Source organism: Kitasatospora sp. NPDC092286 (assembly GCF_044755565.1).
GTDB lineage: Bacteria > Actinomycetota > Actinomycetes > Streptomycetales > Streptomycetaceae > Kitasatospora.
The window spans coordinates 1-13,924 of sequence record NZ_JBIVRD010000001.1; the positions used below are offsets into that span (position 1 = coordinate 1).

Genomic DNA, 13,924 nt, shown 5'->3' on the forward strand with positions numbered 1-13,924 from the left:
TCCAACCCCGGAACAATCCGAGGCCGGGGATGTCAACATATCTGGCGTTGACTTTTGGCACGCTGTTGAGTTCTCAAGGAACGGACACTTCCTTCAGTCCGCCTTCCAGCGGGCCCTCCGGGCGCTTCGTTCTTTCGTGTTCCCAGCTTATCAGATCCGCGCTGCCGGTTTGACCGGCGTTTGTTTCTCTGAATTCCCGCTGGGGGGATTTCCTTCACTTCGCTCCGAAGCTTATCAAAGCTTTCGGTGTGCTCAGTTCCGGAATTTACCTCGTCGGAGGGAGCGCATTCGTAAAACACGCTGGCCTCGTTCGGCGGTGTCGTAGACACTAGCGCCCGAGCCCGACCGTTGTCCAGTCGGTCTCAACCGTTCAAACCTACTAGCCCACCGCCACCACGTCAATGGTTTTGCTGGGATGTGAGAACAGTACCAGGTCAGAGGCCTGTGGATCACATCGGCTCAGGCCGCGACCGGCTGCAGGTCCGCCCGGTCGGCCGCGTCCAGATCGCCGGTTTCGCCGGCCGCGGCGGCCTTCCGGCCCAGGACGAGGGCGTACAACAGGAACGCCACCTCCGCGGCGGCTCCGATCGCGATACGCGCCCAGGTGGGAAGGCCGGACGGGGTCACAAAGGCTTCCAGGACACCGGAGACGGCCAGAACGGTCGTCAGGCCGATGGCCATCCCGATGATGGACCGGCCCTGTTCGGCCAGCGCCGTCCCGCGGGTGCGCGGGCCCGGGTCGATGATCGTCCAGCCGAGGCGCAGGCCCAGGCCGCCGGCCACGAAGACGGCGGTCAGCTCCAGCAGGCCGTGTGGAATGAGCAGGCCGAGGAAGACGTCGAGCCGGCCCGCCGAGGCCATCAGGCCGATGCCGAGGCCGAGATTGAGGACGTTGGTCCACAGCACGAAGAGCACGGGGATGCCGAGCGCGATGCCGTAGAGCAGGCACTGCACCGCGATCCAGGCGTTGTTCGTCCAGACCTGCGCCGCGAAGGAACCGGCCGGGCGGTCCGAGTAGTACGCCTCGTACTCGCCGCCGGGCCTGGTCATCTCCCGCAGCGTCTCCGGCGTGGCCAGGCTGTTGCGGACCTCCGGGTGCGCGGCCACCCACCAGGCGACCACGGCGGTGGCGAGCAGAGAGAGCACGGCGACCGGCAGCCACCAGCGGCGCGAGCGGTAGAGCGCGGCCGGGAAGCTGACCGTGTAGTACCGCGCGACGTCCCGCCAGCCGCTGCTGCGGCTGCCCGTGACCGCGTCGCGGGCCCGGGAGACCAGGCTGGTGAGCCGGCCTTCGAGCGTGGGGTCGGGCGCGGCGGCCTGGACCTTGGCCAGGTGGCCGGTGGCGCGTTGGTAGAGGGTGACGAGCTCGTCGGCCTCCTCACCACTGAGCCGGCGGTTCCTGGCGAGGGCGTCCAGCCGGGCCCACTCCCCCTGGTGGGTGGCGACGAAGACGTCCAGGTCCATTCGGCGGCTCCAGGGTCGGCGCGGGGCGCGCGGGGCAGTCGGGTGCAGGTGCGGCCCAGCATGCCAGCCGACGGGGCCGCCCCGGCCGCCGGGACCTCACTTCCCGCACGGGTGCGCGGCCCCGTATGTTGACGACTGCAGATCGGGGTCGTGGGGGACGATCCGACGGACGTCCCCTCCCCCACGGACCACCAATGGGAACGGACGGGTGTCTTGAGCGACCTGGTGACGGGTGAGGCGGTCGTCCTCGGCCTGCGCACGGCGAAGCTTCCCAGCAGGGCGCTGGCCATCGCACTGGACCTGATCGTGCAGTCGGCCGCACTGGTGCTGTCGTCCCTGATCCTGGGCATCGTCCTCACCGGGCTCGACAGCGCGGCCTTCGCCGCCCTCACGCTCGGGCTGCTGGTGTTCTTCATGGTCGCCCTGCCCGTCATGGTCGAGACCCTCACCCGCGGACGTTCGCTCGGCAAGGCCGCCCTGGGCCTGCGGGTGGTACGCAGCGACGGCGGGCCGGTGCGGTTCCGGCACTCGCTGGTGCGCGGCCTGGTCGGCTTCTTCGAGATCGTCGCGCTGAGCGGGGTGCCGGCCGCGATCTGCTCGGCGGTGTCCTCGGACGGCAAGCGACTGGGCGACATCTTCGCGGGGACGCTGGTGGTCCGCGAGCGGGTGCCGGGCGGCGGCGCCGCGACCGCCCTGCCGGTGGTGCACCCGCAGCTGTTGCAGGCGATGGGCGCCGAGCTGGTCGCGATGGATCTCTCCGCCGTGCCGGAGCCGCTCTGGCTGGCGGTCCGCCAGTTGCTCGGGCGGATCGGCGAGCTGGACCCGGCGGTGGCGCACCAGATGTCCGCCCGGCTCGCCGACGACCTCTCCGCCCGCACCGGGCACCCGGTCCCGTACGGGCTGCACCCGGCGGCCTACCTCGGTGCGGTGCTGACCGAGCGGCAGCGCCGGGAGTGGACCAGGGCGCAGGGCCACGCGTCGTACCGGCAGCCGGCCCCGGCCGCCCCCGCGACACCCACCGCCCCTGCGGCTCCCACGGCGCCCAGCGCGACCGGGGCCCCTGCGGCGCCCGCCCCCGCCCCACCGCAGTCCCCCGGCACGGGCTTCGCCCCGCCGGCCTGACGCCCCGGGCTCAACCGCTCGGCCCACCGCCGCTCAGCCCCCGAACTCGGCCGGCCAGGCGTTCGGCGGCGACGCCAGCTCCTCCAGCTCGACCCCGGCGGCCGCCAGCACCACGTCCCCCGCGAGGTGGACCACCTGCTGCTCGCCCGTCTCCAGGTCGGCCACCTGGTACCGCTCGACCAGCAGCGGCCCCGAGTCGGTCCGGTGCGTCTCCACCCCCTCCAGCAGCCACCCCTGGTCGAAGGTGCGCGGCGCCAGCACCGGTTCGGAGAACGCGACCAGCCGCACCCGCGCACTGGCCCCCTCCCCCAGCCGTAGCAGCCGGGCGGTCGCGACCAGGAAGGCCGGCGAGCGCCCGGTGAAGCCGTGCGCTCGGTCGTGGCCCTCCGTCGCATGCTCCCCGGCCGGGTCCGCCGCGTCGGTGCGCACCCACGCCACCCCGTCGACGGCCCCGCCGCGCACCTGCCAGCCGCCCGCCCGCAGCTCCATCCGCAGCGGACGGCTGCGCGAGTCCAGCGTCAGGTCGACGGTGCCGACGACCTGGCCGTCCGGCCCGTACGTCTTGGAGACGTACCGCCAGCCGGCCGGCCCGGGCGCGCAGCTGAAGCGCTCCTCCCCGAGCAGCACGTGGTCATGGGTGTCGTGGAGCGAGTACCGGCCGTTGGGCATGGTCCGAAGCCTACGTGGGCGGTCCGGCCCGGTCGGCATGCAACGTTTACGGCGGGTGCCCGCATTAGGGGGGTGGGCGGCGCGGATCCGCGCCTCCGATCCGGAGGAAGGGGGGCGGGGATGGCGGGGCAGGCACGCGAAACGGAGTTCACCGAGTACGTGGCGACCAGGAGCGGCTGGCTGCGCAAGGTCGCCTATCTGCTGTGCGGGGACTGGCACCGCGCGGACGACCTGGTCCAGGAGAGCGTGACCAGGCTCTACATCAACTGGCCACGGGCCGGACGGATGGAGAACCTCGACGGCTACGCCCGCAGGGTGCTGGTCAACATCTTCCTGGCCGAGCAGCGCTCGCCCTGGTGGCGGCGGACCACCCGCAGCGGCACCGACCGGGAGCTGGACGCGGCCGCCGTCGGCCCCGACCTCGACGCCTCTCTCGACCTGCGGCAGGCCCTCGCCACGCTGCCCCCGCGCCAGCGGGCCACCGTGGTGCTCCGCTACTACTGCGATCTGACGGTCGACCAGGCGGCCGAGGCGATGGGCTGCTCGTCGGGCAACGTCAAGAGCCAGACCTCGCGCGGCCTCGCGACGCTCCGGCACACCCTCGCCGCCCTCCCCGTCGCCACCGAGAGGACGCCATGACGACCGACGAGCCTCGCGACCTGACCGAGCAGCTGATCGCCCTGGCCGACCAGCCCGCACCGCCCACCGCCCTCGACACCGCCTGGGCGATCGTCCAGGGCCGGGCCCGGCTGCGCCGCCGGCGGCGGGCCGCCGTCGGGGCTGCGGCCGCCGCCACGGTGGTGGCCCTGGCCGCCTCACTGCTCCTCCAGGCGCCCGGTGGCGCCCCGGCGCCCGCCGTGCCGGTCGTCTCCCCGTCACCGCCCATGACGTACCTCGGTGCCGATCCGCTCACCACGGAGGTCCAGTTCGGCTGGCTGCCGGACTGGGTCGGCGGCCGGACCGGCATCAGCTACAACCCGCCGGACGCCGAGATCATCGGCCCGTCCGACGCCGACGGCCACATCGCGGCCCGGGGCAAGGGGTCCGATGCCCCCCAGATCCTGCTCTCGCTCTACCCGGCCGGGTCCGAGCCCGTGGAGAAGGATCCGGGCGGATGGCCACTGGCCGAGGAGGAGGCCCCGCCGGTCAACGGGAAGAAGGCCTACTGGGCGCTCCCCCTCAGTGACCGGGAACCCAACGCCGTGATGCTGCGCTGGCTGACGCCCTCGGGCCGCTGGGCGGAGATCACGGCCCACGGCGGCCGGCCGGAGGACGTCTCCCGGGACGTCCTGCACCGGGTCGCGGCCGACGTCCGGTACGGGCACTGGGACGTCCCCCTGCCGCTGCGGATCACCGACCTGCCCGGCGTGGTCAAGGTGGCCGAGGCGCGCCTCCTGCGGTCGGATCCGGGCACGGACGACTGGTCGTTCGATCTGGTGCTCCGGGTCGACGGCCGGACCCTCGCGGTCACCCTGAGGCCGGACGTGCCCGGGCCGAGCCCCACTCCCACCACCCCCGGCAGCTACGGCCGCTACGTGCCGCTCTGTTCGGTCGACCGCGGCGTGCGGGTCTGCGCCCAGATGACGGAGGACCCGCCGCCGTCGCTGGAGCGGCTCGGCGGCGTGCCGGCGGTGCTCGACCGCATCCAGGCGCTCGGGCTCGACGACAGCACCTGGGTCACCGACGTCCTGCGCTGACACCCGCTGAACGCGGCCGCGGCCGGCACCCCTTGAGCAGGGGCACCGGCCGCGGCCGTCGGGTCAACGGATCAGTAGCGGTACTGGTCCGCCTTGTACGGGCCCTCGACCGGGACGCCGATGTAGTCGGCCTGGTCCTGGCTCAGGGTGGTCAGCTTCACGCCCAGCGCGTCCAGGTGCAGCCGCGCGACCTTCTCGTCCAGGTGCTTCGGCAGCACGTAGACGCCGATCGGGTACTGCTCGGTCTTCGTGAACAGCTCGATCTGGGCGATCGTCTGGTTCGCGAAGGAGTTGGACATCACGAACGACGGGTGGCCGGTCGCGTTGCCCAGGTTCAGCAGACGCCCCTCGGACAGCACGATGATCGTCCGGCCGTCCTCCTTGCGCCACTCGTGGACCTGCGGCTTCACCTCGGTCTTCACCACACCCGGCAGCTTCGCCAGACCGGCCATGTCGATCTCGTTGTCGAAGTGGCCGATGTTGCCCACGATCGCCTGGTGCTTCATCCGGGCCATGTGCGAGGCCATGATGATGTCCTTGTTGCCGGTCGTGGTGATGAAGATGTCGGCCGTCTCCACCACGTCTTCCAGCGTCGCGACCTGGTAGCCGTCCATCGCGGCCTGCAGCGCGCAGATCGGGTCGATCTCGGTGACGATCACCCGGGCGCCCTGGCCGCGCAGCGACTCCGCGCAGCCCTTGCCCACGTCGCCGTAGCCGGCGACGACCGCGACCTTGCCGCCGATCAGCACGTCGGTGGCGCGGTTGATGCCGTCGATCAGCGAGTGCCGGCAGCCGTACTTGTTGTCGAACTTCGACTTCGTCACCGAGTCGTTGACGTTGATCGCCGGGAACAGCAGGTTGCCGTCACGGTGCATCTCGTACAGGCGGTGGACGCCCGTGGTGGTCTCCTCGGTCACGCCCTTGATCGTGGCGGCGACCTCGGTCCACTTGTTCGGCGTCTCGACCAGGGTGCGGTTGAGCAGCTCCAGGATGATCCGGAACTCGTCGTTGTCCGCGGTCGACGGGTCCGGCGCGGCCCCGGCCTTCTCGAACTCCACACCCTTGTGGATCAGCAGCGTCGCGTCGCCGCCGTCGTCCAGGATCATGTTCGGGGTCTTGCCGTTCGGCCAGGTCAGCGCCTGCTCGGTGCACCACCAGTACTCGTCCAGGGTCTCGCCCTTCCAGGCGAACACCGGCACGCCCTGCGGGTTCTCCGGGGTGCCCTCCGGACCGACCGCGATCGCCGCGGCCGCGTGGTCCTGGGTCGAGAAGATGTTGCACGAGCACCAGCGGACCTCGGCGCCCAGCGCCGTCAGGGTCTCGATCAGCACCGCCGTCTGCACGGTCATGTGCAGCGAACCGGTGATCCGGGCGCCGGCCAGCGGCTGCGAAGCGGCGTACTCCGCGCGAATCGCCATCAGGCCGGGCATCTCGTGCTCGGCCAGCTGGATCTCCTTGCGCCCGAACGGCGCCAGGGAAAGGTCGGCGACCTTGAAGTCACCGGTGATGTCGGTCGACATACGTCTGCTCCTCGCTGATGGGGTGGGGCATGGCCACGGTCCTGGAGTGCGTTGCGGCACGGCGGGGCTGCACGGGTGCGCGGCAACGCCGGGGTGCCCGGTCCGTGGAGGACCGGCTCCCTGCTGCGCAGCACAAACCGTCGGAGGACCTCTCTCCCTCGACCGGCGGGCACCCGCACGAGTGCGGACCGCCGATCGACCGCCATCAGCAGCGACGTTCTGGCTCTGGTGACGAATCTACACCGGCGGTCCGGACGGGCGGCTCGGGATGACCGTTTTTCGGCCTGGGGAGGCCCCGCTCTCCAGCGGAACGAGAGCCCGGCCCAAGGACTTTGGGCGAAATATCGTCAGTGCGCCGTGAGCCCCGGGCCGCCGGGGGTGGCCGCCGGGTCGTCACCCTGGGCGGCCTTCTCGGCGCTGTAGACGTCCGGTTCCAGGTAGATCGCCCGGGCGATCGGGACGGCCTGGCGGACCCGTGCCTCGGCGGCGTCGATGGCCTCGGCCACCTGGGCGGCGGTGTCCTCCGCGTTCACCCCGATCTTGGCGGCGACCAGCAGTTCCTCCGGGCCCAGGTGCAGGGTCCGCATGTGGATGACCCGGGTGACGGAGTCGTGGTCCACCAGCGCCTCGCGGATCCTGCGGACCGAGTCCTTGTCGGCGGACTCGCCGAGCAGCAGCGACTTGGTCTCCAGGGCCAGCACCACGGCGATCACCACCAGCAGGATGCCGATGCAGAGGGTGCCGGCGCCGTCCCAGACGCCGTCCCCGGTGATCACGGTGAGCGAGACGCCCAGCAGCGCGAGCACCAGACCGATCAGCGCGCCGGCGTCCTCCAGCAGCACCACGGGCAGCTCGGGGGCCTTGGCGGTACGGATGAACTGCACCCAGCCCTGCCCGCCCTTGGCCTTCGCCGACTCGCGCATCGCGGTCAGGAAGGACCAGCCCTCCATCCCGATGGCGAAGAGCAGCACGCCGACCGCCCAGTACCAGGAGTCCAGCTCCTCCGGGTGGCTGATCTTGTGCCAGCCCTCGTAGATCGCGAACAGACCGCCGACGCTGAACAGCACGATGGCGACCAGGAAGCCGTAGATGTAGCGCTCGCGGCCGTAGCCGAAGGGGTGCTCCTCGTCCGCCTCCCGGCGGGCCCGCTTGCCGCCGATCAGCAGCAGCACCTGGTTCCCGGAGTCGGCGACCGAGTGCACGCCCTCGGCCAGCATCGAGGAGGAGCCGGTGAAGCCGAAGGCGGTGAACTTGGCCACCGCGATCGCAAGGTTCGCGGACAGGGCCGCGACCAGTGCCTTGGTACCGCCTTCGGTGCTCATGCTGAGGAGGGTCCCTCCGTCGGGGGGCCGTCCACACAGCCCGCGCTCCGCTCCGCCGGATCCGTCCCGGTCGGAGTCGTCGAGCGCATACGGTACCGGGCCACCGGGAACGGCCTCAGGACTGCACCGCCGCGAGCCCCAGGTAGACGGCGGCGAAGTCGGTGAGGGCCACGAGGTCGGCCAGCGCGTGCAGCGGATCGGGCCGGGTGCTGGCGTACTCGGTGAGCCGGACGTCGTGGGCGGCGGCCAGCCGGTGCGCCCGGGAGGCCCCGAACCCGCGCGGGCCCTCGTCGTCCTCCGGCACCTCGACCGGGCCGCCGCCGTCCTGCTCGCCGGGATCACCGGGACCGCCCGGACCACCGGACCCGCCCACACCCCCGGGGACGTGGCGCAGCAGCAGGACCTGGAGGTGCAGCGGGTCCGGCTCGTCCACCCGGTCGCGGAAGAAGTCGTCGGGGTCGGCGCCCGCGCCGAGCTGGCCGGTGAACATGCCGCGGTGCGCGGTGAGCACCTGCGGCAGCGGCCCGGCCAGCGCCGGGCGCCCGGCCCGGTCGGCGAGCTGGGCGGCGAACCGGCCGGCGGCGGCCCCGGCCACCGGCCCCTCGGCCCAGAGCAGCGGGACGGTCCCGGCCAGCCGGGCGGCCAGGCTCTTGGCGGGGTTGGTGTACGCGGCGGCGTCCGGGCGGCAGCGGACGGCGGTCGCGTCGAGCAGGTCGGCGGTGGCCGGCAGCGCGTCGTACGGCAGCTGGGTGACCCCGAGCTTCTGGGCGAGCGCGAGCAGCGGGGTGAGGTGGGCCCAGAGCGCGGCCGGGTCCTCGGCCGGCAGGTCCGGCTCGGCGGACGGTCCCGGCGGCGTCTCGGCCTCGGGGAGGTTGGACGGCACGTACGGCAGCGGCAGCGCGCGCACCTGGAGGGCGGCCTCGGCCAGCGGGCTGCCGGCGGGGGCGGTGACGACGAGGGCGCAGCCCCGCGCGTACGCCTGCTCGGCGAGGCCGATCAGGCCCCGTTCGCCGCCGTCGGCGGAGCTGATGACCAGCAGGTCCAGCGGCCCGACCCAGCCGGGGAGCTGCCAGGCCAGCCCGGCGGTGAAGACCGGCGGCGCGGTGGCGCGGTCCACCCGTGGCACGGCCGCGACGTCGGTCGGCGGCAGCGGGGCGACCAGGCTGGCGGTGCCCGCCAGGACGGCGAGGATCTCGCCCGCCGTCAGGGCGCTGCCGTGGCCGGCCACCAGGACGGCGCGCGGACGGCCGTCCGGGCGGAGCCGGTCGACGCCGGCCGCCTCGGCGAGCCGCAGCGCGGTGCGGACCCGGGCGCCGGAGCCGGCCAGGGCGAGCAGGGCCCGGTCGTGGTCGGCGCGCTGGAGGGCGGCCGGGTCGTCGAGCAGGGTGTCGTCGAGCATGCGGCGGGCCTCCGGCTGCTGGCTGGGCGCTGCGGGCTGAGCGGTGGTGCGGCCGACGGGTGCGGGCGTCCGCTCCCGGACCGTCCGCCCCGAGGTGTCCGCCCCAAGGATCAGGCCGGGCGGCGGGCCTCGTCCACCAGCAGCACCGGAATGCCGTCCCGGACCGGGTACGCCAGGCCGCAGGTCTCGCCGGTGCAGACCAGTTCGGGCTGCTCCTCGGTGCCGCCCTCGGTGAGCGCGGCCCGGCACTGCGGGCAGACCAGGATCTCCAGCAGGAAGGATTCGAGCTTCATGAGGTGTCGGGCTCCAGATCTCGGGGGTGGCACGGCGGTGCCCCGGCCAGGAGGAAACCCTACCGGCCGGGGCACGCGGGTTGTGCGTCAGGCGCGGACGATGGCGAGCACGCCGTCCCGCAGCTCGGCCATCCTGGCCGGATCCCTGGCCTCGACGTTGAGGCGAAGCAGCGGCTCGGTGTTGGAGGCGCGCAGGTTGAACCACCAGTCGGGGCCGGCGACGGTGAGGCCGTCCAGCTCGTCCACGGTGGTGCCCTCCAGGCCGGCGTACGCGGCGCGGACGGCGGCCGAGCGGTCGGCCTGGTCGGCGACGGTGCTGTTGATCTCGCCGGAGGCGGCGTAGCGGTCGTACTCGGCGGTCAGCGCGGAGAGCGTGCCGTCCTGCCCGCCGAGGGCGGCCAGCACGTGCAGGGCGGCGAGCATGCCGGTGTCGGCGCGCCAGAAGTCGCGGAAGTAGTAGTGCGCGGAGTGCTCGCCGCCGAAGACGGCGTCGGTGACGGCCATCTCCTGCTTGATGAAGGAGTGGCCGACCCGGGTGCGGACCGGCTTGCCGCCGAGCTCGCGGACCACCTCGGGGACGGTCCAGGAGGTGATCAGGTTGTGGATGACGGTCGGCTCGTCCTCGCCGGCGGCCTTCGCCCGGGCGATCTCACGGACGGCGACCAGCGCGGTGATGGCGGACGGGGAGACCGGCTCGCCGCGCTCGTCGACGACGAAGCAGCGGTCGGCGTCGCCGTCGAAGGCGAGGCCGAGGTCGGCGCCGGTCTCGCGGACCTTGGCCTGGAGGTCGACCAGGTTCTTCGGGTCGAGCGGGTTGGCCTCGTGGTTGGGGAAGGTGCCGTCCAGCTCGAAGTACATCGGGACGAGCTCGATCGGCAGGCCGTCGAAGACGGTGGGGACGGTGTGGCCGCCCATGCCGTTGCCGGCGTCCACGGCGACCTTGAGCGGGCGGATCGTGCTGAGGTCGACCAGGCCGAGCAGGTGGTCGGCGTAGCCGCGCAGGGTGTCCTGCGCGGACAGGGCGCCGGGCTTGACGTCCACGGCCGGGACGGTGACGGTGTCGTCCTCGCCGGTCCAGGACTCGACCAGCTCGCGGATCTCGGCCAGGCCGGTGTCCTGGCCGACCGGGGCGGCGCCGGCGCGGCAGAGCTTGATGCCGTTGTACTGGGCCGGGTTGTGGCTGGCGGTGAACATCGCGCCGGGCAGGTCGAGCTTGCCGCTGGCGTAGTACAGCTGGTCGGTCGAGCAGAGGCCGATCTCGACGACGTCGGCGCCGTAGGAGGCGGCGCCCTCGCCGAAGGCCCGGCTCAGGGACGGCGAGGAGGGCCGCATGTCGTGGCCGACCACGATCGCGGTCGCTCCGGTGACCTGCACGAACGCGGCGCCGAAGGCGCGCGCGAGGGTCTCGTCCCACTGGTCCGGGACAAGGCCTCGTACGTCGTACGCCTTCACGAGCTGCTTGAGGTCGCGCACTGCGGCTCCACCCTGGTCTCTGTCTGATCGGTGTGCGTGTGATCGGCGGGCTGGTCGCCCCCGGTCACGATAGGTCGGGGTACCGCGCCGTTCGGTCGGCGGTAGACGGGCAGCGTACCGGGGCCGGACCAACGGTCCGTGCGCGGTGTGGTCCGGGCCGGGCGTCAGTTGTCGGGCGAGCGCAGCACGCGGAGGTGGCCGCGGCGGCTGCCTTCGATGGATTCGCCTGCGGGCCCGCGGCCCTGACGGGGGGTCTGCGGGCGGGCGGCCTCGCGGACGGCGTTGGCGAGCGCTTCCAGGTCGTCGCTGCTGCGGCGCAGCGGCCCGGCCTCGGCGGCGAGCCGGACGACCTCCCAGCCGCGCGGGGCGGTGAGCCGCTCGGCGTGCTCGGCGCACAGGTCGTAGCAGTGCGGCTCGGCATAGGTGGCGAGCGGGCCGAGCACGGCGGTGGAGTCCGCGTAGACGTACGTCAGCGTCGCGACGGCCGGCCGGCCGCACGCGGTCCGCGAACAACGACGTACAGAGCTCACGAGGGTGGACGGTACCGCACTCCCCGCCGGGGAGCGAAGACCGCCTGCCCGGAGGGTGTGCCGTGTCGCGCTCCGCGCGCCCGTCCGTGCACCCGTCGCCCGGCGCTATTCGCTGTCGGAGTGGTCCACTTCCGACCGTCCAAGGACTACCCTCGGCAGTGATATGGACAGCTCTGCACCGCAGTCATCGACGGGGCCCTCGCGCCGCCCCCGGCACCGCGACCGGCACGGCAGGGGCCTGCGCGGCCCGCTGGCGCCGCCGCAGGTGCCGATCTCGCTCACCCGCTCCGAGTTGTTCGACGACTACGTGCGCGAGTCGGTGGAGCGTCTCGAACGGCGTTGGCCGCAGTTGATCGAGGTCGAGTTCGCCGTCCAGGAGGTGCCGCTGCACGAGGCGGACGGCCCGGACCCGGACGGCGGGGTGCCGCTGGGCCGGGTGTCGCCGGGCCGGCAGGGGCGCAAGAGCCAGATCGTGGTGTACCGGCGGCCGGTGGAGATCCGGGCGAAGTCGCGGGAGGACCGCGCGGCGCTGGTGCACGAGATCCTGATCGAGCAGGTGGCGGAGCTGCTGGGGCTGTCGCCGGACGCCATCGACCCCCGCTACGACGAGGACTGACAGCGCGAAGGGGCGGTACCCGGGTTCGTCCCGGGTACCGCCCCTCGGTGTCGCGGGGTGTCGCGGGGTCAGCGCAGCACGACGTCCGGGTCCTGGGCGGCCTGCGGGACCTTGACGCTGCTGCGGTCGTCGCGCAGGGCCTGGACGGTGAACATCGGCACGTCCTTGGTGGGGATCGCGAGCATCCGGGCGGCCACCACCGGGCCGCCGGAGACGGTCTCCACGGTGAGCGCGAAGCCGCCGTTCAGCCCGCCGGGCTCGGGGGCCGGGAGGGCGACCGTGCCGCCGGGCGGGACCTCGACGTCCTTGGTGGCCGGGGTGCCGCCGCCGGTGCCCGCCGAGGCGGTGACCCGGACGGTGGCGGCGTCACCGGTGGAGGTGAGGAAGAGCGTGGACGCGCCCCCGCCGCGGTTGTCGGCCACGGTGGCGCGGGCGCCGACCGGCACGGTGCCGGTCAGCCAGGCGGCGTCCGACTTGCCGTTCTGGCCGGTGCGGTCGATCCGCAGGCCGGCCACGACCGGGGTGGGGTGCTTGTCGTCGCTGGGCGAGAGCCGCAGACCGGCCACCTCGTCGCGGGTGATCTTGCCGAGGTCGACGGCGGCCACCATGCCGGCCTTGACGTGGATGGACTCGTTGCTGGCCGGGGTGAACCAGCCGTTCTTGCCGGAGAGCTCGATCTTCAGGTCGGCGTCGTCCTCCGGCGGCGCCCAGACGATCAGGCGGGCGGCGGCGGTGTCGGCGGGCAGGCCGGGGAGCACCTGGGTGGGCGCCGGGTCGGCGGAGGCGGGGATCCAGTCGGCGCCCTTGCCGCCGTCGGCGGCGTGCAGGGCGGCGCCGATCCGGCCGCTGCGGGCGACCACGTGCACGGCGAGGTCGGTGACCGCGCCCTTGCTGATGGTCGGCAGCAGCACGGACTGCGAACTGCCGGGAGCGACGGTGATGCCGTTGGCGGCGTCGTTGTCGATCAGGCCCTTGTCGCCGTACAGCTTGATGTCCACGACGGCGGCGGTCGACTCGGTGTTGACCAGGCTGACGTAGTCGGTGCGGTCGCCGGCGGTGCTGGCCCCGGCGAACCAGAAGCCGGTGCCGGCCGGGGTGCAGGTGATGCCGGACAGGCCCAGGCCGCGCTGCTCGGTGACGGTGGTGGTCTGGGTGACGGTGAAGCCGGGCGCGAAGGCGCCGGTGGCGACGGCCCCGGCACCGGGGGCGGTGTCGCCGTTGGCGGCGGGGGCGGCCACGGGGGTGCCGGGCTTGGCCAGGTTCAGCCGGGCGTCGGCGGGAGCGCCGCCCTTGTCCGGGCCGCCGGACGCGGCGGGCGCCGGGGTGGCGGCCGTGGTCGGGGCGGCGGACGGCGCGGCGGTCGGAGCGGTCGCGGGGGCCGCCGCGTCGGCCGCCCAGCCGGCTCCGCCGGTGGCGGCGCCGGTGCCGGGCGGGGTGTACGCGGTGAGGGTGGTCGAGCCGGTCAGGCCCTGGAGCGGCTGCGGGCAGACCACGGCCGTCCGCTCGACCTGCGCGGTACTGGCGGTGCCGCCCTGGTCGGCCTTGGCCGGCGCGGCCGGCGGGCGCAGCTCGGCGACCCCGAAGACCACCGCGAGCACGGCGGCGGCGGCCAGGAACGACTGGGTGGTCTTCGTTCCCCCCGAGGCCCGGGAGGGTCCGGAGGACCCCGACGACCCCGGGGCCCCTGCGGCCGTCCGGGCGGAGCCCGAAGATCCGGCGGACCCGGCGGCCGCGGACTGCTCCGGGGAGAGGTCCGGGGCCCGGCCGTCGACGGCCTCGGCCTTGGGCTTCTTCTTGAAGGCGGGCTTCTTCATCGCGG

At 73.5% G+C, this 13,924-nt stretch carries 13 protein-coding genes; 4 read left to right on the plus strand and 9 right to left on the minus strand.

Translation table 11 applies throughout. The features are described 5' to 3' along the window. Positions 1 to 459: 459 nt before the first annotated feature. A complete protein-coding gene (locus ACIQIB_RS00005; protein WP_363613092.1) occupies positions 460 to 1,464 on the minus strand; it encodes a stage II sporulation protein M in 1,005 nt (334 codons plus the stop codon). Positions 1,465 to 1,677: 213 nt separating this feature from the next. Between ACIQIB_RS00005 and ACIQIB_RS00010 the strand changes: the two genes are divergently transcribed. After that, positions 1,678 to 2,586 (plus strand): RDD family protein, encoded by a 909-nt coding sequence (locus ACIQIB_RS00010; protein WP_400756029.1) that lies wholly within the window; start codon positions 1,678 to 1,680, stop codon positions 2,584 to 2,586. A gap of 33 nt (positions 2,587 to 2,619) precedes the next feature. Here the strand turns inward: ACIQIB_RS00010 and ACIQIB_RS00015 are convergent, their stop codons facing one another. Next, complete coding sequence (locus ACIQIB_RS00015) at positions 2,620 to 3,255, minus strand: hypothetical protein (RefSeq protein ID WP_363613096.1); 636 nt, start codon at positions 3,253 to 3,255, stop codon at positions 2,620 to 2,622. 120 nt (positions 3,256 to 3,375) lie between these two features. Here ACIQIB_RS00015 and ACIQIB_RS00020 point away from each other — a divergent pair, with 120 nt between their 5' ends. Beyond that, positions 3,376 to 3,894: a SigE family RNA polymerase sigma factor gene (locus ACIQIB_RS00020; protein WP_363613098.1), complete on the plus strand. Its 519-nt coding sequence runs from the start codon at positions 3,376 to 3,378 to the stop codon at positions 3,892 to 3,894. Further along, entirely contained in the window at positions 3,891 to 4,952 is a 1,062-nt protein-coding gene (locus tag ACIQIB_RS00025) for a hypothetical protein (RefSeq protein ID WP_400756031.1), read from the plus strand. The genes ACIQIB_RS00020 and ACIQIB_RS00025 overlap by 4 nt, the downstream gene beginning before the upstream one ends. Positions 4,953 to 5,023: 71 nt before the next feature. Here ACIQIB_RS00025 and ahcY read toward each other — a convergent pair whose 3' ends face one another. The 6 genes from ahcY to ACIQIB_RS00055 all read right to left on the minus strand — a co-directional run bounded on the left by ahcY (position 5,024) and on the right by ACIQIB_RS00055 (position 11,489). Next, complete coding sequence (gene ahcY, locus ACIQIB_RS00030) at positions 5,024 to 6,472, minus strand: adenosylhomocysteinase (protein WP_363613101.1); 1,449 nt, start codon at positions 6,470 to 6,472, stop codon at positions 5,024 to 5,026. A gap of 347 nt (positions 6,473 to 6,819) precedes the next feature. Then, positions 6,820 to 7,794: a cation diffusion facilitator family transporter gene (locus ACIQIB_RS00035; RefSeq protein ID WP_363613103.1), complete on the minus strand. Its 975-nt coding sequence runs from the start codon at positions 7,792 to 7,794 to the stop codon at positions 6,820 to 6,822. A gap of 115 nt (positions 7,795 to 7,909) precedes the next feature. Then, on the minus strand, positions 7,910 to 9,193 hold the full coding sequence (locus ACIQIB_RS00040; protein ID WP_363613105.1) for an SIS domain-containing protein: 1,284 nt from the start codon (positions 9,191 to 9,193) through the stop codon (positions 7,910 to 7,912). Between the two features lie 110 nt (positions 9,194 to 9,303). Then, positions 9,304 to 9,486 carry a Trm112 family protein gene (locus tag ACIQIB_RS00045; protein WP_363613107.1) on the minus strand — a complete coding sequence of 61 codons (183 nt, stop codon included), beginning with the start codon at positions 9,484 to 9,486 and terminating at the stop codon, positions 9,304 to 9,306. A gap of 87 nt (positions 9,487 to 9,573) precedes the next feature. Further along, a complete protein-coding gene (locus ACIQIB_RS00050; protein WP_400756032.1) occupies positions 9,574 to 10,959 on the minus strand; it encodes a phosphomannomutase/phosphoglucomutase in 1,386 nt (461 codons plus the stop codon). Positions 10,960 to 11,123: 164 nt separating this feature from the next. Then, positions 11,124 to 11,489: a DUF3499 domain-containing protein gene (locus ACIQIB_RS00055; protein WP_363613111.1), complete on the minus strand. Its 366-nt coding sequence runs from the start codon at positions 11,487 to 11,489 to the stop codon at positions 11,124 to 11,126. 163 nt (positions 11,490 to 11,652) lie between these two features. Between ACIQIB_RS00055 and ACIQIB_RS00060 the strand changes: the two genes are divergently transcribed. Next, a complete protein-coding gene (locus ACIQIB_RS00060; protein WP_400756034.1) occupies positions 11,653 to 12,105 on the plus strand; it encodes a metallopeptidase family protein in 453 nt (150 codons plus the stop codon). A gap of 68 nt (positions 12,106 to 12,173) precedes the next feature. Here ACIQIB_RS00060 and ACIQIB_RS00065 read toward each other — a convergent pair whose 3' ends face one another. After that, positions 12,174 to 13,919 (minus strand): DUF5719 family protein, encoded by a 1,746-nt coding sequence (locus tag ACIQIB_RS00065; RefSeq protein WP_400756035.1) that lies wholly within the window; start codon positions 13,917 to 13,919, stop codon positions 12,174 to 12,176. Between the last annotated feature and the right edge of the window lie 5 nt (positions 13,920 to 13,924).

Bases quoted from the DNA above. Each gene is read 5' to 3' on its own strand.
- ACIQIB_RS00005 (WP_363613092.1), bottom strand. From the start codon at position 1,464: ATGGACCTGGACGTCTTCGTCGCCACCCACCAGGGGGAGTGGGCCCGG.
- ACIQIB_RS00025 (WP_400756031.1), top strand. From the start codon at position 3,891: ATGACGACCGACGAGCCTCGCGACCTGACCGAGCAGCTGATCGCCCTG.
- ACIQIB_RS00065 (WP_400756035.1), bottom strand. From the start codon at position 13,919: ATGAAGAAGCCCGCCTTCAAGAAGAAGCCCAAGGCCGAGGCCGTCGAC.
- ACIQIB_RS00020 (WP_363613098.1), top strand. From the start codon at position 3,376: ATGGCGGGGCAGGCACGCGAAACGGAGTTCACCGAGTACGTGGCGACC.
- ACIQIB_RS00015 (WP_363613096.1), bottom strand. From the start codon at position 3,255: ATGCCCAACGGCCGGTACTCGCTCCACGACACCCATGACCACGTGCTG.
- ACIQIB_RS00035 (WP_363613103.1), bottom strand. From the start codon at position 7,794: ATGAGCACCGAAGGCGGTACCAAGGCACTGGTCGCGGCCCTGTCCGCG.
- ACIQIB_RS00040 (WP_363613105.1), bottom strand. From the start codon at position 9,193: ATGCTCGACGACACCCTGCTCGACGACCCGGCCGCCCTCCAGCGCGCC.
- ACIQIB_RS00045 (WP_363613107.1), bottom strand. From the start codon at position 9,486: ATGAAGCTCGAATCCTTCCTGCTGGAGATCCTGGTCTGCCCGCAGTGC.
- ahcY (WP_363613101.1), bottom strand. From the start codon at position 6,472: ATGTCGACCGACATCACCGGTGACTTCAAGGTCGCCGACCTTTCCCTG.
- ACIQIB_RS00060 (WP_400756034.1), top strand. From the start codon at position 11,653: ATGGACAGCTCTGCACCGCAGTCATCGACGGGGCCCTCGCGCCGCCCC.